The sequence below is a fragment of the Vibrio sp. Of14-4 genome (assembly GCF_022347625.1).
Classification (GTDB): domain Bacteria; phylum Pseudomonadota; class Gammaproteobacteria; order Enterobacterales; family Vibrionaceae; genus Vibrio; species Vibrio pristinus.
Genome location: NZ_JAKRGI010000020.1, coordinates 59,780 through 82,119, shown reverse-complemented (window position 1 = coordinate 82,119; position 22,340 = coordinate 59,780). Strand labels below are relative to the sequence as shown.

The 22,340-nt window shown below is 42.6% G+C and carries 23 protein-coding genes and 4 tRNA genes; 9 read left to right on the top strand and 18 right to left on the bottom strand.

Going from position 1 to position 22,340, the window contains the following annotated elements; genetic code table 11:
• The 3 genes from MHN79_RS17285 to MHN79_RS17275 all read left to right on the top strand — a co-directional run bounded on the left by MHN79_RS17285 (position 1) and on the right by MHN79_RS17275 (position 297).
• Positions 1–85 (top strand) — tRNA-Leu (locus MHN79_RS17285).
• A gap of 19 nt (positions 86–104) precedes the next feature.
• A tRNA-Gln gene (locus MHN79_RS17280) sits at positions 105–179 on the top strand.
• A 41-nt stretch (positions 180–220) separates the two neighbouring features.
• Positions 221–297, top strand: a tRNA-Met gene (locus MHN79_RS17275).
• A gap of 129 nt (positions 298–426) precedes the next feature.
• Here the strand turns inward: MHN79_RS17275 and MHN79_RS17270 are convergent.
• From MHN79_RS17270 to MHN79_RS17200, 15 genes are all read right to left on the bottom strand, one after another.
• A complete protein-coding gene (locus MHN79_RS17270; RefSeq protein WP_160926240.1) occupies positions 427–1,560 on the bottom strand; it encodes a flagellin in 1,134 nt (377 codons plus the stop codon).
• 489 nt (positions 1,561–2,049) lie between these two features.
• On the bottom strand, positions 2,050–3,195 hold the full coding sequence (locus tag MHN79_RS17265; RefSeq protein WP_114786796.1) for a flagellin: 1,146 nt from the start codon (positions 3,193–3,195) through the stop codon (positions 2,050–2,052).
• Between the two features lie 370 nt (positions 3,196–3,565).
• The gene (gene flgL, locus MHN79_RS17260; protein ID WP_239173892.1) at positions 3,566–4,759 is read right to left on the bottom strand and encodes a flagellar hook-associated protein FlgL; all 1,194 of its coding nucleotides are present in this window, start codon (positions 4,757–4,759) and stop codon (positions 3,566–3,568) included.
• Positions 4,760–4,770: 11 nt separating this feature from the next.
• Complete coding sequence (gene flgK, locus MHN79_RS17255) at positions 4,771–6,645, bottom strand: flagellar hook-associated protein FlgK (RefSeq protein ID WP_239173891.1); 1,875 nt, start codon at positions 6,643–6,645, stop codon at positions 4,771–4,773.
• Positions 6,646–6,826: 181 nt separating this feature from the next.
• Positions 6,827–7,741, bottom strand: a complete 915-nt coding sequence (gene flgJ, locus MHN79_RS17250; protein ID WP_239173890.1) for a flagellar assembly peptidoglycan hydrolase FlgJ — start codon at positions 7,739–7,741, stop codon at positions 6,827–6,829.
• Between the two features lie 8 nt (positions 7,742–7,749).
• The gene (locus MHN79_RS17245; RefSeq protein WP_114786792.1) at positions 7,750–8,841 is read right to left on the bottom strand and encodes a flagellar basal body P-ring protein FlgI; all 1,092 of its coding nucleotides are present in this window, start codon (positions 8,839–8,841) and stop codon (positions 7,750–7,752) included.
• A 52-nt stretch (positions 8,842–8,893) separates the two neighbouring features.
• Entirely contained in the window at positions 8,894–9,673 is a 780-nt protein-coding gene (gene flgH, locus MHN79_RS17240) for a flagellar basal body L-ring protein FlgH (protein WP_160926234.1), read from the bottom strand.
• Between the two features lie 24 nt (positions 9,674–9,697).
• Positions 9,698–10,486 carry a flagellar basal-body rod protein FlgG gene (gene flgG, locus MHN79_RS17235; RefSeq protein ID WP_114786790.1) on the bottom strand — a complete coding sequence of 263 codons (789 nt, stop codon included), beginning with the start codon at positions 10,484–10,486 and terminating at the stop codon, positions 9,698–9,700.
• A 21-nt stretch (positions 10,487–10,507) separates the two neighbouring features.
• Positions 10,508–11,257, bottom strand: a complete 750-nt coding sequence (locus MHN79_RS17230; protein WP_239173889.1) for a flagellar basal body rod protein FlgF — start codon at positions 11,255–11,257, stop codon at positions 10,508–10,510.
• A 216-nt stretch (positions 11,258–11,473) separates the two neighbouring features.
• Positions 11,474–12,778 (bottom strand): flagellar hook protein FlgE, encoded by a 1,305-nt coding sequence (gene flgE / locus MHN79_RS17225; RefSeq protein WP_239173888.1) that lies wholly within the window; start codon positions 12,776–12,778, stop codon positions 11,474–11,476.
• Positions 12,779–12,805: 27 nt separating this feature from the next.
• Positions 12,806–13,516 carry a flagellar hook assembly protein FlgD gene (flgD, locus tag MHN79_RS17220; protein WP_114786787.1) on the bottom strand — a complete coding sequence of 237 codons (711 nt, stop codon included), beginning with the start codon at positions 13,514–13,516 and terminating at the stop codon, positions 12,806–12,808.
• 16 nt (positions 13,517–13,532) lie between these two features.
• Positions 13,533–13,949, bottom strand: coding sequence for a flagellar basal body rod protein FlgC (gene flgC, locus MHN79_RS17215; RefSeq protein WP_114786786.1), 417 nt, complete (start codon positions 13,947–13,949; stop codon positions 13,533–13,535).
• A gap of 4 nt (positions 13,950–13,953) precedes the next feature.
• Positions 13,954–14,349: a flagellar basal body rod protein FlgB gene (gene flgB / locus MHN79_RS17210; protein ID WP_114786785.1), complete on the bottom strand. Its 396-nt coding sequence runs from the start codon at positions 14,347–14,349 to the stop codon at positions 13,954–13,956.
• Positions 14,350–14,571: 222 nt separating this feature from the next.
• A complete protein-coding gene (locus MHN79_RS17205; RefSeq protein WP_114786784.1) occupies positions 14,572–15,399 on the bottom strand; it encodes a protein-glutamate O-methyltransferase in 828 nt (275 codons plus the stop codon).
• A gap of 10 nt (positions 15,400–15,409) precedes the next feature.
• Positions 15,410–16,336 carry a chemotaxis protein CheV gene (locus tag MHN79_RS17200; RefSeq protein ID WP_239173887.1) on the bottom strand — a complete coding sequence of 309 codons (927 nt, stop codon included), beginning with the start codon at positions 16,334–16,336 and terminating at the stop codon, positions 15,410–15,412.
• Positions 16,337–16,412: 76 nt separating this feature from the next.
• Here MHN79_RS17200 and flgA point away from each other — a divergent pair, with 76 nt between their 5' ends.
• The 3 genes from flgA to flgN all read left to right on the top strand — a co-directional run bounded on the left by flgA (position 16,413) and on the right by flgN (position 17,996).
• Positions 16,413–17,159 carry a flagellar basal body P-ring formation chaperone FlgA gene (gene flgA, locus MHN79_RS17195; RefSeq protein WP_239173886.1) on the top strand — a complete coding sequence of 249 codons (747 nt, stop codon included), beginning with the start codon at positions 16,413–16,415 and terminating at the stop codon, positions 17,157–17,159.
• 81 nt (positions 17,160–17,240) lie between these two features.
• Positions 17,241–17,558: a flagellar biosynthesis anti-sigma factor FlgM gene (gene flgM / locus MHN79_RS17190; protein WP_160926226.1), complete on the top strand. Its 318-nt coding sequence runs from the start codon at positions 17,241–17,243 to the stop codon at positions 17,556–17,558.
• Positions 17,559–17,570: 12 nt separating this feature from the next.
• Positions 17,571–17,996: a flagellar export chaperone FlgN gene (gene flgN, locus MHN79_RS17185; protein ID WP_239173885.1), complete on the top strand. Its 426-nt coding sequence runs from the start codon at positions 17,571–17,573 to the stop codon at positions 17,994–17,996.
• Between the two features lie 49 nt (positions 17,997–18,045).
• Here flgN and flgP read toward each other — a convergent pair whose 3' ends face one another.
• Positions 18,046–18,477 carry a flagellar assembly lipoprotein FlgP gene (gene flgP, locus MHN79_RS17180; RefSeq protein ID WP_114786779.1) on the bottom strand — a complete coding sequence of 144 codons (432 nt, stop codon included), beginning with the start codon at positions 18,475–18,477 and terminating at the stop codon, positions 18,046–18,048.
• A gap of 9 nt (positions 18,478–18,486) precedes the next feature.
• A complete protein-coding gene (locus MHN79_RS17175) occupies positions 18,487–19,122 on the bottom strand; it encodes a FlgO family outer membrane protein (protein WP_239173884.1) in 636 nt (211 codons plus the stop codon).
• A gap of 165 nt (positions 19,123–19,287) precedes the next feature.
• On the opposite strand from MHN79_RS17175, the gene MHN79_RS17170 reads away from it, so the two are divergent.
• Positions 19,288–20,421 carry a flagellar assembly protein FlgT gene (locus MHN79_RS17170; RefSeq protein WP_239173883.1) on the top strand — a complete coding sequence of 378 codons (1,134 nt, stop codon included), beginning with the start codon at positions 19,288–19,290 and terminating at the stop codon, positions 20,419–20,421.
• 52 nt (positions 20,422–20,473) lie between these two features.
• Positions 20,474–20,550 (top strand) — tRNA-Arg (locus MHN79_RS17165).
• A gap of 121 nt (positions 20,551–20,671) precedes the next feature.
• Here MHN79_RS17165 and MHN79_RS17160 read toward each other — a convergent pair.
• Positions 20,672–21,463: a methyltransferase domain-containing protein gene (locus MHN79_RS17160; RefSeq protein WP_239173882.1), complete on the bottom strand. Its 792-nt coding sequence runs from the start codon at positions 21,461–21,463 to the stop codon at positions 20,672–20,674.
• A gap of 297 nt (positions 21,464–21,760) precedes the next feature.
• Between MHN79_RS17160 and MHN79_RS17155 the strand changes: the two genes are divergently transcribed.
• A complete protein-coding gene (locus MHN79_RS17155) occupies positions 21,761–22,267 on the top strand; it encodes a Fe3+-citrate ABC transporter substrate-binding protein (RefSeq protein WP_114786776.1) in 507 nt (168 codons plus the stop codon).
• Positions 22,268–22,340: the final 73 nt, after the last annotated feature.

Below are 22,340 nucleotides of genomic sequence, written 5' to 3'. Positions count from 1 at the left end.
GCGGAAGTGGCGGAATTGGTAGACGCACCAGATTTAGGTTCTGGCGCCGCAAGGTGTGAGAGTTCAAGTCTCTCCTTCCGCACCATATATTTGTTAACTCTTGTAGGTCTATCGCCAAGTGGTAAGGCAACGGGTTTTGATCCCGTCATTCCCTGGTTCGAATCCAGGTAGACCTGCCATACTCTTCTCATTCAGATGTAAACAAAATATCTATTCACATGGCTACGTAGCTCAGCTGGTTAGAGCACATCACTCATAATGATGGGGTCACAGGTTCAAATCCCGTCGTAGCCACCATTTTCTATCATATCTTTGATTTTCTAGCCAAGTCTGCACTAAATGACTAGTATCAAGATATAAAAAATCCAGCAATCGCTGGATTTTTGTTTAAAGTCATGACTTTCTATTTGCTAATACATCACTTTCTTAGCCTAGAAGCCCCAACGCTGAGTTGGGCGCTTGCTTTGCCTGTGCAAGAACAGAACTCGATGCCTGAGTAAGGATCTGAGATTTAGTTAATGCAGTGGTTTCTTTGGCAAAATCTGTGTCTTTGATCCGGCTCTTAGATGCATTTACATTTTCGTTAATGTTATCTAAGTTACTGATCGCATGGCTGAAACGGTTTTGGAATGCACCAAGTTCAGCTCGGTGACTATCGACAAACTGCAGTGCAGTATCAACAATCGCCACTGCTTCTTGGGCACCAGCTACTGAGGTAATATCCACGGTGTCAACCGTTACTGCTTCAGCGGCACCAAAGTTAAGTTCACCAGCTAATGAGCCACCAAATGTCAGATCACCATCCACTTTATTGTTTCCAGCGAATATCTGGATATTACCATCATCCCCAACCGAGGCTTTAACCATATCATTTTGACCATTGATATAGGTTGCCAATTCCTCAATATCATCACCTTCTTTAGCATTAATGGTAATGTTTTGGGCCTCACCAAAGACGTCGGTGAAAGCAATGGTCAGCTCATTAGCCGCAGCATCAACTCCCCAGTCTTTATCTTTTGCCTCAGCCGCTACATAAATACTACCGCCCATCATCCTATTATCACTACGTAGGTTCTCGAGCGTGAGCATCACAGCCTCACCGTTGTCAGCACCGATTTGGAAAGAGCGAGTTGCATAAGTACCGTTGAGAAGTTTATTACCACCAAAAGATGTTGTCTCCGCAATACGGTTCAATTCATCATTTAGTGCCGTTACCTCCTCTTGCAAAGCGATCCGTTCAGACTTCGAGTTCGAACCGTTAGCTGACTGTAGGGAAAGATCTCGCATTCGCTGCAGAATGTTGGTCGTTTCATTCATTGCACCTTCAGCTGTTTGTGTAATGGATATACCGTCATTGGCATTTCGTACCGCCACATCAAGCCCCCTACTTTGGGAAGCCAAGCGATTCGAAATCTGCATACCAGCTGCGTCATCCTTAGCACTGTTAATTTTAAACCCTGAAGATAATCGCTCCATCGAGGTTTGTTGGGCAGCCGACGCGCTATTCAAATAGCGTTGTGCCGTCATAGCCGCAACGTTAGTGTTTACATTAACCGCCATAGTGGTTACTCCTATTGATTTTCCGTAGACCGGAAGTTTCGAAAGGTTTCCGACGTCTCGGTAAACCAAGTTCTCTCAAAGTACCCTTATTAACGACGCAGAAATAATTTACTTTAGAACTAAATATAAAATTCCTTTATGTGACCTAGGAAAACATAAATAGGTTGATCGGGCTTGCAAATATTGAATCGTGAGCTAAAGATTTAACGCTATTGGTCGGTGGGGGGAGAAACGACACTGTGGAATCTATCCAGAAAGTTGAAGATAAACTACTGATAAAAAAGAAAAGCCCCTTTCCTTTGAGAGAACCGGGGCTATTGTGGTCGCCATTGTGGAGATCGAGAGAAATGATCACAGCCTGGCTTCCGTATGCATTGACTTTAAGTAAATAGAGCGAGTGTGAGAGAGCTCTTAATACTTAGAAGTCCATGCTTGCCGGAACATCTTCACTAATCCACGTCTGGATACTGCTAGTGAAGATATTCACTACTACTGCAATAACGAGATTGCAGAGTTTGGCAACTGTTTTGCTTGAGCAAGTATTGATGTACCTGCCTGTTGCAATATCTGTGCTTTGGTTAACGCGGTTGTTTCCTTTGCAAAGTCAGTGTCTTTGATTCGGCTATTTGATGCCGCTACGTTTTCTTGAATATTGGCTAAGTTGTTAATACTATGGCTTAGTCGGTTTTGCTTCGCACCCAAGTCAGCACGTTGAGAATCAATATATCTAAGCGCCGAATCGACAATCCCCACCGCATTTTGTGCGCCACCAGCCGTTGTGACATCAATATCTCTAACTGTGGTCAACTGGCCTGGGCCACCACTTAAACCAACCTCGGTAGCAAGAGCACCAGAAATATTTAAGTTACCTTCAATGTGTGGCTCTGCGACAAAAACCTGCAACCGACCATCTTGGTCAACCGAAGCACTTATTTTGTCTGTTTGACCATTAATATAAGTAGCTAATTCTTCGATATCATCGCCTTCTTTAGCAAGAATATCTAAGGTAATGGCCTCACCAGCTTTGGTTGTAAACTCAAACTTGATATCTCTTGCCGTAGCTGGCACGCCCCAGTTTTTGTCTTTACCTTTCAGTGGATCTGCAATGAATGACTGGCCTCCCATTCTAGGTTCATCAGCTCGGATACTGGTTAGGCCCATAATAATGGCTTCACCAGAACTTGCGCCTATTTGGAAAGCTGACTCTCCAAATGAACCATTCAGAAGTTTACGTCCACCGAAGGATGTCGTTTCAGCAATACGGTTCAATTCATCTTGCAATGCCAGAACTTCTTCATTTAGAGCGATACGTTCAGAGAGTGAGTTGGTACCGTTTGCCGATTGGAGTGACAAGTCACGAATTCGCTGCAGAACAATGGTTGATTCGTTCATGGCACCCTCTGCTGTCTGCGAAATCGAGATACCATCATTCGCGTTACGCATCGCCACATCTAGGCCACGGCTTTGTGCTGTCAAACGGTTAGATATTTGTAAACCGGCCGCATCGTCTTTCGCACTGTTGATTCGGTGCCCAGATGAAAGTCTTTCCATCGAGGTGTTCAAGTCATTCGTCGACTTAGTTAAATAACGTTGGGCGGTCATCGCCGATACGTTAGTATTTACATTAATGGTCATAGTCTGCTCTCCTATTGAGTTCGCAAGTACTTGCGAAGCGGCCAGCTTAATCTCAGTTGGAAGCACTGACCGTAGATGACTTGCTAAGTAGGTAACACCCACTTAAAACCTGCTAGTTAAACTCTTGCTTACAAGAATACAAGTAGTGTGCCAACTTTAAACAATCAATAGAAAAATGATTTTCACAATATTTTTCAATATGTTATCGGAAAAACGCATAGGTTATTCCCTAACGAGGTTTGCCGATAACCCCTTGCGGCAAACTTCTTGCCGCCTCTTTGCCACTTGGTTGCCACTGCTTCAAACAATGTTCTGACCAAGAAGTAATATCTTACTTCGCACATACGGCAAAGCTCGTATGGCAGTAAAGCTAGATATAGTTAAATAGTGTTAATTCTTTAGTTTTTCCGAAGGCTTTATGAGATGCCTGAAGCGCTCTAGAGTTTTCATTAAACTCAATAACAGCATCAGCGTAATCCAGATCTTCAAAAGTACTCTTCGATTTGGCCAACGTAAGTTTAAAATCTTCGTGCTGCTCTTCTTGAATATCTAAAGTACTCAAGCGAGCCCCTACATCTGTCCTTGCTTCATTAAGATGAATAAATCCAGCATGAAATTCTTCGGTAACTTGATGTAGCTTCGCCGTATTCGATGCATCAGAGACAGAGCCTTCCGATAGCAACATTGCTTTCTTGAAGGTATCAAAGATACTGTAAGTTTTTCTCGGAACGAGTGTTATTGAATCACCCTTTGTAATTTGTCCCTTTATTTGTATGGTGATATCTTCAAATCTCACACCGGTCACCGGATTGAATGTATCCGCGCTGACCACAGCTCCGTCACGCTCAAGTTGGTAGCCAAAATTTCCATCAGGCATATCGACAAAGGTTACTTTATAGACTGACTGATCATCTCTATTAAAATTGGTCGCTCGCTCTAGCAACAATTCAGAGGCTTCATTTAATTCATACTCTGGCTCGAAGTCGCCCAGTGGGTTATCAATCTCCATGAAGAGTTTGCTACCAGGGTCGTTTATCGGAATTTCTAAGCTATTAGAAACCTTCATCTTGCGTTGATAATCATCACCCGCGTAAGAAATATTTCCATCTCTATCACGAAAGAATGGTTGGTTTTTAGGCTTAGTTCCGGCAAAGATATAGTTGCCAATTTCGTCTTGTACGTTAGACAAATTTAGAAAGTTATTCGCCAGCTCCTGCAACTCGCGCCGTTTGGCAAGCCGATCTTCAGGAGCTAAAGAACCATTGATCATTTCCATGACAGTACGCTTGGCTTCATCGGCATATTGTTCAGCGTTTGCAATAATCACTTCGTGATGCTCAAGGCGATTTCGGCTTAGGACAATGGCATCCGTAAACTGACGTAGTTGCTCATTCTGTTGACCGATGTTTTGAATGTAATGGGTCGCCAGTGGCTCATCACTTGCCGTTAATAACTTCTTACCCGACGCTAATTGGGCTTGATTGTGATGTATTTTGGACTCTTGGCGACGGATATCATTCTGTACGGCCTCATAGTTATGGAAGCTAGAAATTCGAGTCATCATTTATCTGCCTCCTATCTCAATGCCAAGATGGCGTTAAAAGTATCATTGGAAGCCTGCATGATACGTGAAGAAGCCATGTATATTTGCTGAAATTTCATCATATTGGCTGCCTCTTCATCGAGATTCACACCCGAAATAGTGGCTATGCGTTCTTGCGCCGTCTCTTTCTCTAATCGCGATACATCAGTTAGACGTGAAGCGGTAGACATTTGCAGCCCGACATCCGTATTCAGGTTATGATAGAGATCTAATACTGTGGATTCACCATCATTCAAATGCTTTTTAGTTTGAATATCCTGCATATTCAAAAGGTTGCCGTTATCACCTTCAGAGGGGACAAGGTTTGCCGTAAACTTATCATTGGGTAATGCTCCCGGCGTAATTGCGAACGAAGTACCTAAAACGGTAACAGGACCAGACGGCGGATAAGGCTGAGGTGCTAAGAGAATATTTCCGTCCGTATCAGTAACAGCGAACTGCTGGCCATTAGGTGAGATAATGACCTCAAATTCGCGTAAATCACCAGCATTAACGATGAAAAACTCTGCACTACCTTGAGCGAAGGTAGTGGATGCTTCATAGCTTTGTGCTGCAATTTCCGAAGGATCATTAGTCTCCATTTTAATTTGTGCTGCCGCGTTTCGAGTCGGCCTGATTAGCACTCTTTCTCCGGCTTGAAGGCCATTCTTTATATCAATCCGTATCCCATCTATGGCAATTGAGTTACCTATGATAGGCACTATGGATTGCTGTCCATTTGGGCGCGTAATGTAATAGTCGCCATCTGTATATTGAAGCGAGTATTCTCCTCCGATCAAGCGGCCAAGGTCTTCAATATATACTTCGATATCTGCAGTAGAGTTTGATGATGTCACCACTCGGGATTTAGCCACTACTTGAGAGTTAACATCGGTAAACATCAAGCCGCCAATATTACCTCGTAAGTCCAATCCCTGAGATTGAAGTTGGTTAATATCATGAGAAAAAGCCGTCGTCATCCTTCCCAATTCATCCATCAAGTAAGGGATTTTCTCATCACGCATTGATAACATGGCGCCAATTTTGCCATCGATATCTCTTGTCGTGATGGCTTTAAGTCCTTTCCCTTCAATCATCGCTAATCTGTGCTGATGGACATCAGGATAGCCATCGATCATCGTTAGCTGACTAGCTTCTGTGCCGGATACTAAGGTATGACCGTTACCAATATGAACGTTAAAGCCTTCGGCATTTTTTCTTGGTGTCACCGTCACTTTTGTATATTCAGAAAGCTCTGCAATGAGCTTTTCGTGTGTATCCATAAGATCGTTGTGTGGGCCAGGTGTTCGCATCATCAAGCGATGCATATCCCTTATCTCTATGGCCAATTGGTTAACACGCTCAATAGCAAGGTCCAGCTTTTTATTCGCTATATCTGATTGCAAGCGCACTGTTTCATGAAAGTCATTGAGGTTTTGGGTAATCAGCTCTGCTTTTTCGAGTACTACTTTTCGAGCACCCACATCATTGGGGCTATCAGCTAATGATTTAACCGCATCAAACCATTCATTAAGATTTTCGGGTATTTTTTTCGAAGCAACAGAGTCTAGCATGCTAGATAGCATTTCTAAGTTTTCTTCGTCATCAACTCTATTGGCATGGTTAGTGGTAGAAAGATTCAGTTCATTAACGGCAAATTGATCCCAAGAGCGGCGAACTTTGTCCACATGAACACCCATACCATAGGTTTCCCCACCGTATTGATGCGGCATGTTCGTGCCTTGTATGACCGACTGGCGATTATAACCCTTTGTATTAACATTAGAGATATTGTGTCCAGTGGTGTTGAGTTGTCTCTGAGCCGTAAGTACGCTTTGCGCACCAAGGTTCAGTAGATCAGATGCCATGTCGCCCCCCAGTAAAACCTTAAAAGCAGTACAACTGAATATCTTAACTAATTATTCAGCAATATACGTGCCAAGTGGAGGGATATAGGATGCGGAAACCTTATCGCTAATATCGATAGGTGGAGGTCGAAAATAATGACTTTTGCCGTTTTTACTCGTGATGTCTATGCTGAATAAGTAATTACATCTGCTCAATTTGAGCTTTGACTTTCAAAACTTTGTCAGCATATTCAGGGTCTGTGGCATAACCAGCTTGATGAATTCCTCTAATAAAGCTCTCATTGTTCCCTTGGTGACGCAGAGCTGAATTATATCGAGGGTTATCGTTCAAAAATTGGACATAATCGTTAAAGCTATCTTCAAAGCTCGAGTATGACCTAAATGCCGCATTTTCTTTCACCGGAATACCTTGATGATATTCGAGCGTTTGAGTTGCGACTTTATCGCCAGTCCATCGTTTATCAGCCTTAATGTTAAATAAGTTATGACTACTTCCACGGGTATTGGCAATGACTTTTTTCCCCCAGCCTGTTTCAAGAGCGGCTTGGGCCAATATCAGAGAAGAATCCACGCCCAGAGCTCGAGCAGCTCTTTCCGCATAGGGCTTCATTGTATTTACAAAGGACTGAGGAGAGTCGAATGACTGGGAACTTGCTATTTCTGAACGCTCGATAGGAACAGAGCTTGAAACTGGCTTAGGCTGACGAATATTATCAATCTTTCTCATCATAGCCTCAAAATTGACTTCACGAGCTTTTGCATTGGGGTTTTCAACTGAACCAGAAGACAACTGAGCAACAATCATATCAGCTAAACCAAGAGAGCCAGAAGAACTCAACTCACTCGCCATTTGCTCATCCATCATTTGACGGTAAAACTGTTGATTTTGACTATCCATTAACCCAGATTCAAAAGTTGAGTTAGCATCTCTCATTGACTTAAGTAGCATGGTTGTAAAGATCGACTCAAATTGCTTAGCTGCAGCACTTAGCGCTTCTTTTTCGCTATTTTCATCGCCATCAACCGCTTTCTGACGAAGTTTATCAAGGTTCGCAATGTCATGGATAAATCCAATATCCTTACCATTATTAATCATAACGACTCCTAAATAACGATCAGTTGACCTTCAATAGCACCGGCCTGCTTTAATGCTTGTAAAATAGCCATTAAGTCAGATGGTGCAGCGCCAACCTCATTAACTGCTCGTACAAGGTCGTCAAGTGTTAACCCAGGTTCAAATTTAAACATCTTCCCTTGCTTTTCTGTCACTTCAATATCTGTGTCTGGCGTAACGACTGTCTCTCCACCACCAAATGCATTGGGCTGACTGACATTAAGATTCTCTTTTATCGCAACCGTCATGCCACCGTGGGTAACAGCAGCAGGTTTTAAGCGAACATGCTTTCCGACCACTATAGTACCAGTACGAGAATTCACTATGATTTTCGCTGATCCTTCCGCAGGGTCGAATTCTAGATTCTCGATTGCAGATAAAAACGACACTCTTTGTGATATATCTCTGGGTGCACGCACTTTGACTGAGGTGGCATCAATGGGTTGAGCCATCTGAGGTCCCAAGAAATTGTTAACGGCATCAGCCATACGCTGCGCAGTGGTAAAATCTGATTCGAGCAAGTTAAAGGTGATATAATCACCACGGCCAAATGGAGAAGGGATTTCCCGTTCGACTATCGCTCCATTTGATATCATACCTGCGGTCGGGTTGTTACCAACAATCTTTGAACCATCTGCACCTGTAGCACTAAAGCCACTAACGACGAGATTTCCTTGAGCAACGGCATAAACTTGCCCATCGACCCCTTTAAGCATCGTCTGCATCAGGGTTCCACCACGCAAGCTTTTTGCAGCACCAATAGAAGTGACAGTAACATCTATCGTTTGCCCCTGTTTGGCAAACGCTGCTAGCTCTGCGGTAACAATTACGGCTGCCACGTTTTTAGATTTAGGCTTAGTACCCGCTGGAAGTTGGATACCAAAATTCTCCAACATGGCATTAAAACTTTGGTCTGTGAAAGGGGTGGATTCGCCCGTTCCTGGCAATCCAGTCACTAATCCGTATCCGACTAATTGGTTTGCTCGTACCCCAGCCACTTGAGAAATATCTTTAATCCTCGCGGCACTAGCTTGTGTTGCCACCATAGTTATGCTGGTTAATAGTAGTAATAATATTTTCATCAGATTACCTTCACTGGATGCCCTAGCGCCAAAACGTCGACATTAGATGACTCTACAAAGCGACATTAAAGAATCGTGCCAAGAATCCAGGTTCTTGCATGTCTTGCTGAGTGCCCGTACCAGAGTATTGGATTCGAGCATTAGAAATACGATTGGAAGCTATAGTATTTTCACGTGAAATATCATCAGGCCTTATTGTGCCACTAAGTCTAATGTATTCATCACCCGTATTGAGCGAAAGCCACTTCTCTCCTCTAATGATCAAATTACCATTCGCGAGGACTTCAATCACTTCCACTGTAATCGAACCTGAGATACTGTTGCTTTGATTCGCTGCAGCACTGCCACTGAATGAATTGTCATTACTCAAATTATAGGAAAAGTTATAATCGCCAATATTAAGTTGTTGCCCACCGACCTCGAGCGGATCCATTGAAGCATCATTGTTTTTAGACAAGTCTGCATCAGCACTTTTTGCTGCTTTAGTGTTCTCATCTAATGTTACCGTAATGATATCACCAATACCTCTAGGTTTAGAATCATCGTACAAGCTAGATGTGCGGCCAACGTTGAACAAAGACCCTGTTTCTGCCGCATAGTGCTCTGGCTGATGTTTAGGGTGAATAGGTGCCCACGCAGGATCGCCCGCGACAGGATCAGTTCGACCACGTAATGTATCAATAATGCCTGAGCTTTCATCCTCTGACTTATCACCTTCAACCGCATCCACCGTCGTTGTCCCCTGAACAATGTCAGAAGTCTCTTCAGGGGGTTGTAACATAGAGCAACCTGATAATAAGGCCAATGTAATAATCGTCAGTATTCGACTCATAATAAATTTCCTATTACCCGAGAGTTACAATTGCTGATTAACAAAGCTCATCATTTTATCCACGGCTGAAATAACTTTAGAGTTCATTTCGTAGACACGCTGAGCTTCTATCATGTTAACCAATTCCTCTGTAACATTGACATTAGAGGTTTCAAGCATAGATTGACGAAGATCGCCAAAGCCATCAAAGCCAGGTACTCCTTCTTGAGGATCACCACTCGCTCCAGTTGGCAAGTACAAGTTTTGACCAATAGGCTCAAGACCACCAGGGTTAATGAAATCAACGGTTGTTATTTGCCCCAAAACTTGGTTGTCTTGTTGACCTCGAATGCGAACTGACACTTCACCATCGGTGCCAACGGTTATACTGATAGCATCCTCTGGTATGGCAATCTCTGGTTCCAGAGGATATCCTGCTCCAGAGGTGACAATCACCCCCTCATCATTGACGGTGAATTGACCATTACGGCTGTATCCAATGTTGCCATCTGGCATCAGAATCTGGAAGAATCCATCACCTTCGATCATCATATCCAAACTGTTATTGGTCGTTTGTGTGTTTCCCTGTGTATGGACTTTCTGCGTGGCAACCACCTTGGAACCCGCGCCTAACATTAAACCACTTGGTAACTCAGTATTTTGTGAAGATTGCCCTCCAGGCTGGTTGATATTTTGGTAAAACAAATCTTCAAATACCGCTCTGCTTTTTTTATACCCAACCGTGGAAGCATTTGCCAAGTTGTTTGAAATGGTCTGTATATTGGTTTGCTGAGCGTCTAAGCCAGTCTTACTTACCCATAGTGCCGGATGCATAATTCTCTCCTAATCCTTTGGTTAGCTCATACGAAGCAAAGTGTCTGAGGCTTTGTCCATATCTTCCGCTGTACTCATCATTTTGACCTGCATTTCGAACTGACGCTGAAGATCAATAAGATTGGTCATTTCCCCAATAGCATTAACGTTACTGCCTTCCAACGCTCCGGTCAGCAGTTTCACATTGGCGTCTGTCTCATATACAGCATTTGGGTCTTTGGAGCGAAATACTCCATTAACATCTTTATACAAGGAACGGTTATTAGTGCTGGTTAGCTTAATACGATCAACAATCTCTATAGCATCTGCTGGAGCTCCTTGAGGGACAACAGAAATCGTGCCATCACTGCCCACTTCAATTTTGCTCACTGGAATAGGGACAGTAATGGGAGCCCCTGTCTCACCGAGTACTAAGTTGCCGCCCCCAGTAGTAAGCAAGCCATTAACATCAATATTCAGATTGCCGTTTCGAGTCAACCCCTCTTTACCCATGCTGTCTAGAACGGCAATCCAACCTTGATCTTGGATAGTGACGTCTAAGTCTCGGCCCGTAGTAATGACACTACCTTGTTGAAAGTTATGCCCGGGACGCTCTGTCATGCTAAATACTCGGCTTGGCATACCTTCACCATACGCTTGCATGGAACGAGCTTGCGCAAGATCTGACCTAAAGCCTGTTGTGCTGACATTTGCCAAGTTGTTGGCTCTAAGCTGCATTGCTTGCATATTTTGCTTAGCGCCACTCATGGCAAGAAACAGTGCGCGATCCATAATTTACTCCAACAATCATCATTCACTTAACTAAAGAAAAGCAAATTTCGAGCCAAGTTTGAGTTAGACTTACATTAGGTAGTTAGAGTTAGTCGATAATAAAAGGAGAGAGCTAAAGATGAATATAATTGCCGGAGGTGGCAAAAAGTGAGCTGGCATTTGCCACCAGCTCGAACTAATTTTTTAATCAATGATTTAAAGTTATTACAAATTAAACTAGCGAATTTGTAGGATATTTTGTTGGGTTTGATTGTGGACTTCCAAAGAGCGAGAGTTCGCTTGGAAGTTTCTTTGCGCCGTTATCAAATCAACCAATTCTTGAGTCATATCAATATTCGATTGCTCCAAAGTACCACTTGAAATACTACCAAACGATCCTTTATTCGACTCACCCCAGATTTTATCGCCAGAAAACTGCGTTGCATCCCACTGAGTGCTGCCTTTTTTATCAAGGCCTTGTTCATTAGCAACACGAACCAAAGCGACCCGTCCTAAAATAATATTTTCGCCATTCGAATAAGTACCAAGAACACTACCGTTTTCATCGAAATCAACTTTGGTCAAAAAGCCAGTTGTCGCACCATCTTCATCAAATTTGGTTAACTCAAATGGGGCGGCAAATTGTGTCGCGTCTTTTAATCCGAATGCCAATATTTGGGTTTCATCTGCACCGTTAAGGTTTACCGGGTTAGCTCCCGTTCCTAACGGCTCTGTAACAATATCCTGGCCATTATTCAAACTTGCCAAAGTACCATCATTGTTAAACTTAAGCGTATGTCCAACTTGGCCTGTTGGCGAGGTTGTATCACCGCCAACAATATTTATGGGTTTTTCTCCGTCAGAGTCTGTCACAGTATAGTAGGTCAGCCATGTATTAGGCTGTGTCGCGTCCTTAAGATAATATGATGTCAACTTGTACGATTGTCCCATAGAATCATAGATAGACGAAGAAGTGGAACGGTTGTACGTTTCTGGATCTGTGATGTCAAATAGAGCAGGATCTTTTAAGGGAGCGCCTGCTGGTAAGTTAAAACCAACCTCAATATTTGCAGTCTGCTTGGGCTTACCAAATTCTTTGGGAATATTGATAGCTGATGCTTCGTATGATAAGACATCGCCTGTGTCTTTATTGACTTGATAGCCTAGCAAAAACTCATCATTCGCTGTGACCATGTAATTGTTTTTGTTTAAATGAAACGAACCATTTCTTGTCAGCTCGTTTGTAGATGGCTGTAGGCGATCTTTAGCAACCGAGAAAAAGCCTGTACCTGAGATCCTAAGATCCATAGGGTTGTTGGTATAAATACTTGAACCCTCATGAAACTGCTGGGCAACTTTTGCTGCCTGTACACCTTGACCCGGTGTCGTTTTCGCATGAGTGAACAGTGAATTCGAATATACATCCCCAAATTCCGCGCGAGACTCTTTAAAGCCATAGGTTGCGGCGTTGGCAATGTTATTACTGGTTGTATTCAGATCTAACTGAGCTGCGGATAAACCGCTTAGTGCAACATAAGACATTCCAAATCTCCTATCTAGCTAGCGTTGCTACGCCTTTCCAACTTCTAGTACTTCAGCAAGTCGAACTGGCGATTCAAAGCCAGCCAGATTGAGTAGTACGTTTCCATCACCCTTACCAAGCAGGACACTATTTACATTAGCGTAAGTCGACACTTCGAACTCTTTCGCCTGCCCGTCTAGCAAACCCGATGCTTTCACATTGTATTTGCCAGCCGGCAATGGATTACCGTTTTGATCTTTACCATCCCAAACAACGCGGCTATCACCGCCTGGCTTAGATCCTACATCAAAAGTTCGGATCAATTGCCCCATTTGGTTTTCTACTCTCACCATCAAACTATCGACAGCTTGAGGGAGTTTAACCATAGCGGCCATTTGGCCATCACCGGTTTTTACTCCTGTAGAGCCTGGGATAAGTACATCTCGTCCAACAAGTGATGATGCCTGAAGCGCTTGGTTTGATGTCATCGAAGAATTCAGTGTTTCAAACTGATTATTCATTTTACCGATACCATCTACCGTCGCGAATGAGGCCATCTGTGCAATCATTTGGTCATTGCTAACCGGCTTAAACGGGTCTTGTTGTGACAGCTGCTTAGTGAGCAAAGATAAGAAATCTTCCTGTTTTAGATCTTGCTTACCTGTTGTCTCATCTGGTTTGCTTTTGTCTTGAAGCTGTTTAAGCTGATCAACATAGGACAAGCCACTTTGACCAACATTGTTAATGTCTCCGGCCATATGTTACCCCCTATCCTTATTGACCCATCTGCAGCGTACGCAGCAGCATTTGTTTACTTGCATCTGCAACTTGAACGTTCGTTTGATATGAACGAGAAGCAGATATCATATTCGCCATTTCTTCCATCACATTGACATTGGGCTTGTAGATAAAACCGTCGTCATTAGCCAAAGGATGTTCAGGGTTATACTCAGCATCAAGTGGCTTGTTGCTCTCAACAATACCTAAAACTTGGACTGGCACTGTATCTTCACGACCGTACTTGGCTTTGCTGAGTTCGGCTCCAAACACCGCATGACGAGCTTTGTATGTGTCTTTAGCCGAACTAGAGACACTGTCGGCGTTCGCCAAGTTACTCGAAGTAGTATTTAGACGAACAGACTCAGCACTCATCGCAGATCCTGTCACATTGAATACATTAAATAAGCTCATCTAATTACTCCCCTTTGATAGCCTTGGTTAAGTTCCTGAATTTACTACCCAAGAAATCCAGCGAAGCTTGGTGTCTGATTTGATTTTGCATAAACAAATTACGTTCCAAATCAACATCCACCGTATTTCCATCACCCGTATCAGGTTGTGTAGGAAGTCGGTATAACATTTCCCCTGTCACTTGAGTAGAGGCAGGAATATGCCGACCATCAGTACGACTAAGTCCGATACTTGCCCCTGATGTTGCCGCCTGCAATGCCCTTTGAAAGTCCATACCTTTCGATTTAAAGCCAGGTGTGTTGGCTTGAGCAATATTGGTGGATATCACCTCTGCATTGCGAGCGCGTACACCAACCGTGTGTTGGTGGATACCTAATGCGTTATTGAAAGATATAGCCATGTTAACCTCTACAAAAAGAACTGACCGATACTATTAGAATTAAAAGCAATTAATATACCAACTTTGCATTTAACCTAATTTATTTGTTCACAAACTTAGGAGCAATTTACGCACCAAGTTTCTTTATAGATAACCAATTGTGAGTATAGCTTCCGCTTTGGCACTCGATAAACGTATAAAGCCCAGCACACTATGCTGGGCTTTATCTATTAGCGGTTAGCTCTATTTGAGCTTATAAATGATCCCTGGATTGCACCTAACCATTTCGAAACAGTCCGTTAAACCCGTTAACGATTCGGAAGCACCTAGTAATAAATGCCCGCCAGGGTTCAAACTAGCAGCCATTTGGTTTAGGACTTGGGATTTCATCTCTGGAGAAAAATAGATAAGTACGTTGCGACAAAAAATGATGTCAAACTTACCAAGCAACGAATAGCTTTCCATTAAGTTTTGAGGACGGAAGTTGACCAAACGTTTAACATTGTCCTTAACCTTCATCCGACCATCACCCGCGTCTTCAAAAAAGTTTTTACGTCGCTCTGGAGATAACCCACGGCCCAAGGCTAAGTTGTCGTATATTCCAGCACGGCACATATCCAACATACTGGCTGATATATCGGTTGCCGTAACCGACACATTTGGTATCAATCCTGGTTTTCGTTGTTGAGTTTCAAGAATAGTCATAGCCATAGAATATGGCTCTTGTCCGGAAGAGCTTGCCGCAGACCAAATTTTTATAGGTCTTTTATTCTCAGCAGCTTCAGGCAAGAGTTTATTCGCCAGCACTTCGAAAGGATAGGTATCACGAAACCAAAGTGTTTCGTTGGTTGTCATAGCGTCAACCGCTGCAACTCGAAGATCTCTGTTGCGTCCAGACACTACGTCGCTGAGCAAATCAGACAAAGAACTTAACTTAAATTTCGTAACTAGTGGGCTGAGACGGCTTCTTACTAGATATTGTTTGCTGTCACCCAATACGATACCACATTGAGATTCGAGGAAACGGCTGAAATCACGATATTCTTGATCGCTTATAGTTATTGCTGTCATTTATTTCTCTTTAATCAGTAAGCGCAGCTTTCACCGCATTACCAAGCTCATCAGGGTTGAATTTCGCAATGAAGGCATTTGCTCCAACACGTTCGACCATGGCCTGGTTAAAAACACCACTGAGTGATGAGTGAAGAATAACATACAAGTCTTTCAGATCCGGATTTCGTCGCACTTCCGCTGTCAACGTGTAACCGTCCATTTCTGGCATCTCGATATCTGAAATGACAAGTGAAATTTGTTCGTAAATACTCCCTTCGGCAGCCATTTCAATCAATTTGTCATAGGCTTCCTTGCCGTCTTTGGCCGATACGACCTCAAACCCAATAGAGACGACTGCACGCTCTACCTGTTTACGTGCTACGGTAGAATCATCAGCGATAAGTATACGTCGAACTACCTCTTTTTCCGACTGTACTTGTGCAATTTCATCACCGATTGTTGAATCCATTGTCTCATCAATGGGAGCAATCTCCATCAATATTTTCTCAACATCGAGGATTTCTACAAGCTCGTTATCAATATTCGTGACTGCTGTTAAATAGTTACCCTTGCCTGACCCATCAGGAGGAGGCAATATCGCTTCCCAGTGCATGTTGATAATGCGCTCTACAGATGTAACCAAAAAGGCCTGTATGGTTCGGTTGAATTCAGCAATAACAACAAACGCCTTCTCGACATCTTCTGTCGGTCTTCCACCTATGGCAAGACTCATATCTATGACGGAAACGGTTTGCCCTCTAATGTGGGCCACCCCTTTAACAAGGTGGTGCAAATTGGGCATCATAGTTAGTGTCGGGCACTGAAGTACTTCTTTCACTTTGAAGACATTAATGCCGTAGCGTTGACGTCCCATCAAGCGAAATGTTAAAAGTTCCAATCGGTTTTGACCCACGAGTTGCGTGCGCTGATTCACCGAATCAAGAATACCCGACATAAGCCCATCTCCATTTCAAACTTTCATGGTATAAAATGATAGTCTACTAAAAGGCTAATAAAACCAGAGAAGCAGAATGACATACCATAATTTACATTTATGCTCATTTTCCATAACTAATTGTAGAGCTTTCTGTAAAAAGTTTTACAAGTCTGTCGCTTTTTTATGCCTTTTCTTTAGTTTTTCATCATCTTCAGCCACCTCTGAACAGACCATTATTATTCAACAAGCTGCAGAGAACTACATTCTTACGAATATAGAGTGGCCACCAGGTGGAACATTACTAGCAAAGGCAGCGAACATTGATAATCGTATTTTTGTTACCGACTGTCCTGCTCCACTAAAAACTTCTTCTTCTTCTACAAACCCTAGTGCAAGTAACATCACTGTGCTAGTTGAGTGTAGTGAAGAGAACTGGAAATTATACGTTCCAGTAAGACTCTCGAGGACTGGCCCACAAGTCACAACCACAGGTCCGATCAGTCGAGGTCAAACAATCTCAGCACAAGACCTGACTATCAATATGGTAGACTTGCAACGTGTAAGGCGACAAGGCTTTTCAAATATTGAAGACATTATTGGAGCTAAAACCAAAAAAAACCTTAGAAGTGGAGAAGTCGTAGAAAGCAGTGATGTTTGTGTTGTATGCCGCAATGAAACTGTGACTATCAAGGCTCAAAAGTCTGGTATGACCATCACAACTAAAGGCACCGCACTCACAGATGGCACACATGGTGAGCAGATTAGAGTGAAAAATAGCAAATCCAACCGTATAATTGAAGGTAGGGTAACTGGCATTGCCGAAGTTACGGTTATTTTTTGAACAATCAAAAAGTTCCTAAAGTATTGCTCGCTTCGGTCGATATCGACAGTACAAGATTTCATTTACGAAAGGCTCGAATATATGGCAGGCATTGATAACATACGCTCAGGGCAGACGGTCACGACCTCTTCCAAGAGCACTGCACGTAACGAAAGTAGTGCCTCTGCTGACTCTGGTTCAACAAAAAAGTCAGATGTCGCTCAGGACTCAGTATCCCTTAGCAAACAGGGTAAAGCTGTTGGTGAAATGCATTCCCAGCTAGCTAATCAACCAAGCTTTGATCAGGCTAAAGTTGCCGCAATTAAAGAGGCCATTGCTAATGGTTCATATAGCGTAGACCCTCAAAAATTAGCCGATAATATGATCAAGTTCGAACAAGAACTTGGTGGTTTGGAATAGAGAGCGTTTATCATGGCATCCTTGAGCAGTTTAATCGAATTTCAGCTACAAAGTGCCCATGAGCTATCTGATATTCTCGAAAAAGAAAAACTCGCAATCACAGCACGATCTGCAAAAGACATAGAACAACTAGCCACTGAAAAGTTATCCCTCATAACTAAACTACAGCAAACTGACGAGCGGATCGGGCAACACCCTGATGTAGCAAGCTTGACAACTGACCCAAATTTGAGCCCTCTAGTCGAAGAAATCCGAGCTACTATAGCCGATTGCCAACAAGCAAATATTGTCAATGGCGAAGCCTTGCAACGAGCACAGATGAGTTTTAATAAACTGAATAATCTTATGCAACAGAGTCAAGGTAAACTAGGAATGACTTATAATGCTGACGGGCAAACTAAAAATGTAACCACGCTAGGTACAAACATCAAAGCCTGATTCATGGTTAAAGCGACAGTTTTGCCGCTCTACAATAAAATATTATGAATTAGAAAAGGGTTTGTTGACGTTTTTCAGGCACCACTTCCACTTCACCATAATCGCGAAGCTTATTCATTTTCTTGATATCGAGGCGTAACTCTGTCACATAGCTGTCACCAACTTTATAACTGCGTACCACCTCAGCGCCACGAATAACACCATCGACCGCACCAGATGTAAGCTCCGTCCCAAGCCTCTGATCTTTTAAGTCTGCCCTACCACTAACACGCATCCCGTAGACCTGCTCAGCTAATTCACGGTAAGCATCTATTTTAGAGGCACGCATCGCTCTAACTTGACGTTCCTCGTCGGTTCTCCCCTTTTGTTCACTGATATTGGCGTATCCCACCGCAGTGAGCCAATCATCAGCACGCATATTTTGCAAAGGCTGACATCCCACCATCATAAAGATAACGGCCAAAAAAAGAATTTTATTCATCACGACTCCCTATGGACGAAGAATAACGGTATATGGCTGCCTTATTGTAGGGTCAGAGCGAATCAAAACACCATCTTCATCTCGGATACTGTTAAGCGTGTCTAGATCTCGGCCAATTCTATCCGCAGGCAGAAAGCCTTGAGCCGTTGCAACCACAACCCGTGACTGCATGCCAACCACACGAGCATTAACTAATACTCCTCCTTCCTGGCGAAGCATGGTGCCAGTGAGTACATATTGAATATCCTGTTCTTGGGCAAGATCCTTCCAATCGCGACTAAACGCAAAGTCACCTTGGCTAGTCACTTGAATCGAGCCTGTTGTTTTATAGTCGACAACCTTGAAGCCTCTGCGCTGAAACTGATGAATAAAGCCTTCAGAAACAGAGTTACCCAGCCAGTTAGTTGCATCCATACTTTGCAAATCCACAAATGATGTAACGGCAATCGGTGTCCGGGCAGAGACACTTGTATTTGAGACTATCAAATCTTCAGTCATACTTTCGATAAAAAAGTCAAGAGTATGACGCGGACTCTCCATCAACATAAATTGAGAGCCTGGGTAAGGTTCCTTACCATTGTATACAGGTGCGTAAGCACAAGAGGTAAGAAGCACCACAGGCACAAGCGTTAGCCACTTTTTCATATTATAATCTCCGATACATTTTAGGCTTCTATCTGTGCCACCTTATATCTCAGATACCAAAGTGGAACATTCTTTGCTTTTCTATATCTGTCACTACATAGAGCGGCAACACCTAAATCAGCTAACGAAATAAATGCAAAAAGTGAACCAGTTTGGAAATATACGATGAAAAAGACGTTTTTTAAAATAGTTTCAACCTTTTATCTAGTACTTTGCCCCACATTGGTATGGGCAGGATGGTACGAAGTAACAGGTCGAGCAACTGTCGTCGCTTCTGAAGAGGTTGCACGCATTCACGCGTTAGAAGATGCCATATTCAAAGCAGTTAGCTTCTCTGGAGCTGATATAGGCAGTATCGCGAATATCAGGCCAATATTAGAAAGCAAGCGCAAAGAATATCAACTCAGTAATACTGAAATACGTTACATTCTAATTGATGAACAGAAAATCCGTAATGGTGTTATGTATGTCAAAGCTCGCATGGACATATACCCGTCGGCAACAGCTTGCCACCTCAGTCAATACAAAAAGACCTTCTTAGTCGGCAATATCGATTTAGCCTCCCCTAAGCAAGCTGTTATGGGCCAAATCTATGACGTTGGAGATGACTTTGCGACTGTTATCAATCGGCAATTAAGCATACAGTCGAGTAACTTTGTCTCTGTAGGTACAACCGACTATGAAATTAGTAAGCGCAATCCAGAACGACTAAAAATGATAGCTCAAGACACTGGTGCACAATACATAATAGGTGGTGTGATCACCGATTTAACGGCAACCATAGAACAAAAGTTACTTCAAGAGGACAATATAAACCGTCAATTTGCGCTTGATATGACCGTCTTCGATGGTAAGACTGGCAATGAAGTCTATAACAAGAACTACCGTGAAGTTGCCAGATGGCCGTTCCCTAAAACAAGTCAAGTCGATACTAAAAGTGCACGGTTTTGGGCATCAACATATGGGGAGATGATGCTGAGAGTCAGCCAAAATATCATGCTGGACCTCGAATCGGAAGTCTCATGCAAAATAACATTGCCGGAAATTATTGCCAAATGGGATAAAGTGCTAACTATGGATCTTGGTAGGATCCATGGCGTTACCCAAGGAGATAAGCTCAAACTTTGGCACACAAGTTCATTCATAGATCAAAGAGGTATCCCTCGTAATAAGGTCACCGAGTCAAACATCACACTCACAGTGTCACGGGTTTATGAGAATGAAGCAGAACTCACCGTTGATCAGCCCGAACTTGCTGGTAGTATTCAAATTGGTGACGTTATGCACAAGCAACTTTAAATCAGTAAGTTAAAGCTTAACATTGCAAAAGAATATAGTATGATAGCTCCACGCTCCCGTGGCACAGCTGGATAGCGCGATCCCCTCCTAAGGGATAGGTCACAGGTTCGAATCCTGTCGGGAGCGCCATATTAGATCAATACGGGTTATAAATTTCGACCCGCGATGACCAAAAACCTATGTATTTCCTAATAGGCAAATTAACCTCTAGAAATAAGCTATATTCCATATTCCATCTTAATTAAGCTCTCTATGCCTCCCTCCCCCCTATATGAGGTTTAAAACTCGCCAACACTCTGGAAATAGTCACCGAAAAGACAGATTGATTTATCACCTTTTGAGAAACAAAACGCTCTAAATCCTCAGCAAATCTATCCGGTATAGCAACTGAGTAACTTTTCTCATGGGTATACACTTTGTACGCCCCTGACATAAAGAATTTCCTAAAATCATCGCCTTTAAATCGATACTCAAAGTTTCGGGTCACCAGTGAAGCAGTAGTGAAGTTCTTTGATTCAAATAAATCAGCATATTGCTCAGGGTCATCAAAATGCATGCAGGGCAGCGTAAAACACTGACCTAGTTCTGGATAATAACGAGTAAAGAATTCGTTCATTAATACTGATACTTGTGGGCACCAGTTTTGTTTGTATGGCGTTTGTAGGACAAACACTCCTCTAGGATTGAGCGCATTTTTAAGCGCATTTATCGAAGCGTCATAATTTTGAAACCACTGAAACGAGGAGTTAGACGTAATGAGGTCAAAAGACTGATTAGATACAAATTGCTCTATTTTTTGGTGGGAGAACATCACCTTGCTATCTGGGTGTAAAAGCCTTGCTTGATTGACCATCTCAGCAGAGCTATCGATTGCCAACATGAAGTTAGGCAAAATATGCTCATAAATCAGATGAGCTACTTTCCCTGAACCACAACCAACATCAAGTACTGAATCTGCCTGTCTGGGCATGAGTCGCATTAATTCTTTGGCTGCATCAAGCTGGACAATACCATTGGTATAATACTCTCGATTATAATCCACCCTAAACCTCAATATAAAAACTTAAAAATCATATATATAGTCACAGACCAACTCATTTAATTCAAAAAATCATCAACTTAGATAACATGAGAAAAGAGTCATACTTTAAATAAAATATGTAAAGAACTTATTATTTATTCAAAGCGAAAAGGCATTTAATTACAATCACTTACCATTTATTTTCAAAAAAAAGTGACTATTTTCACTTTCACACTGTAAGGAAAGACGAATAAGCCCTTCACCAATCATCTACATTCAACTAAAATACTTATTAACAAAATTATCCATAGTTGTTGAATGAAGAAGAGTAATCTGACTACAAACACTGGTCACCGTTTTATCTCCAAAGCCAAAACCGCGTTTAAAATCCACATCCATACACCAGATGATAAGGTGTTGCATCGCTCCGTGGGCTACGTAAAGATCGGTGAAAAAAAAGGACTCAAAAAAGCCATTAAGCTCAGAAATGAATTGGGTAGTGCCATGTGGGGCAAATTCTGGCGTAAGTTACTCAAAGACCCATACCTAATGACACGGCTCCCCCATTCTGTTGAGCCAAAGATTATTTTCAAACCTAGACCAACTAAAACTAACCCGGATGCAAAGGACGAATGCTATATTGCTGCATGGCGAAATTATGATAAAAACGGCAAACTGATATACAGAAGCATTGTTTGTTCAATCAAAAAGCATGGTCGTCTCGCCGCCTACACAAAAACCAAAAAAGCCCTGTTAGAAGCCAACAAAGACAACTTAGAAATTCTCGAGTTTATGGGGCGTCTAACCAGCATAGATCTTAAATAAACAGTTTCTACCTACCTTCAGCCATTTATCAAGCTATCAATCTAAACATGGTTAACTAATGTTGTTTAATACA

Bases quoted from the DNA above. Each gene is read 5' to 3' on its own strand.
- flgB (WP_114786785.1), bottom strand. From the start codon at position 14,349: ATGGCTATATCTTTCAATAACGCATTAGGTATCCACCAACACACGGTT.
- flgH (WP_160926234.1), bottom strand. From the start codon at position 9,673: ATGAGTCGAATACTGACGATTATTACATTGGCCTTATTATCAGGTTGC.
- flgG (WP_114786790.1), bottom strand. From the start codon at position 10,486: ATGCATCCGGCACTATGGGTAAGTAAGACTGGCTTAGACGCTCAGCAA.
- flgP (WP_114786779.1), bottom strand. From the start codon at position 18,477: ATGAATAAAATTCTTTTTTTGGCCGTTATCTTTATGATGGTGGGATGT.
- flgN (WP_239173885.1), top strand. From the start codon at position 17,571: ATGGCATCCTTGAGCAGTTTAATCGAATTTCAGCTACAAAGTGCCCAT.
- MHN79_RS17205 (WP_114786784.1), bottom strand. From the start codon at position 15,399: ATGACAGCAATAACTATAAGCGATCAAGAATATCGTGATTTCAGCCGT.
- MHN79_RS17265 (WP_114786796.1), bottom strand. From the start codon at position 3,195: ATGACCATTAATGTAAATACTAACGTATCGGCGATGACCGCCCAACGT.
- MHN79_RS17175 (WP_239173884.1), bottom strand. From the start codon at position 19,122: ATGAAAAAGTGGCTAACGCTTGTGCCTGTGGTGCTTCTTACCTCTTGT.
- flgJ (WP_239173890.1), bottom strand. From the start codon at position 7,741: ATGATTAATAATGGTAAGGATATTGGATTTATCCATGACATTGCGAAC.
- flgK (WP_239173891.1), bottom strand. From the start codon at position 6,645: ATGGCATCTGATCTACTGAACCTTGGTGCGCAAAGCGTACTTACGGCT.
- flgC (WP_114786786.1), bottom strand. From the start codon at position 13,949: ATGAGCTTATTTAATGTATTCAATGTGACAGGATCTGCGATGAGTGCT.
- MHN79_RS17170 (WP_239173883.1), top strand. From the start codon at position 19,288: ATGAAAAAGACGTTTTTTAAAATAGTTTCAACCTTTTATCTAGTACTT.
- MHN79_RS17200 (WP_239173887.1), bottom strand. From the start codon at position 16,336: ATGTCGGGTATTCTTGATTCGGTGAATCAGCGCACGCAACTCGTGGGT.
- flgE (WP_239173888.1), bottom strand. From the start codon at position 12,778: ATGTCTTATGTTGCACTAAGCGGTTTATCCGCAGCTCAGTTAGATCTG.
- MHN79_RS17155 (WP_114786776.1), top strand. From the start codon at position 21,761: ATGAAGAAGAGTAATCTGACTACAAACACTGGTCACCGTTTTATCTCC.
- flgD (WP_114786787.1), bottom strand. From the start codon at position 13,516: ATGGCCGGAGACATTAACAATGTTGGTCAAAGTGGCTTGTCCTATGTT.
- MHN79_RS17270 (WP_160926240.1), bottom strand. From the start codon at position 1,560: ATGGCGGTTAATGTAAACACTAACGTTGCGGCTATGACGGCACAACGC.
- flgM (WP_160926226.1), top strand. From the start codon at position 17,241: ATGGCAGGCATTGATAACATACGCTCAGGGCAGACGGTCACGACCTCT.
- flgL (WP_239173892.1), bottom strand. From the start codon at position 4,759: ATGATGACTCGAATTTCTAGCTTCCATAACTATGAGGCCGTACAGAAT.
- flgA (WP_239173886.1), top strand. From the start codon at position 16,413: ATGACATACCATAATTTACATTTATGCTCATTTTCCATAACTAATTGT.
- MHN79_RS17245 (WP_114786792.1), bottom strand. From the start codon at position 8,841: ATGAAAATATTATTACTACTATTAACCAGCATAACTATGGTGGCAACA.
- MHN79_RS17230 (WP_239173889.1), bottom strand. From the start codon at position 11,257: ATGGATCGCGCACTGTTTCTTGCCATGAGTGGCGCTAAGCAAAATATG.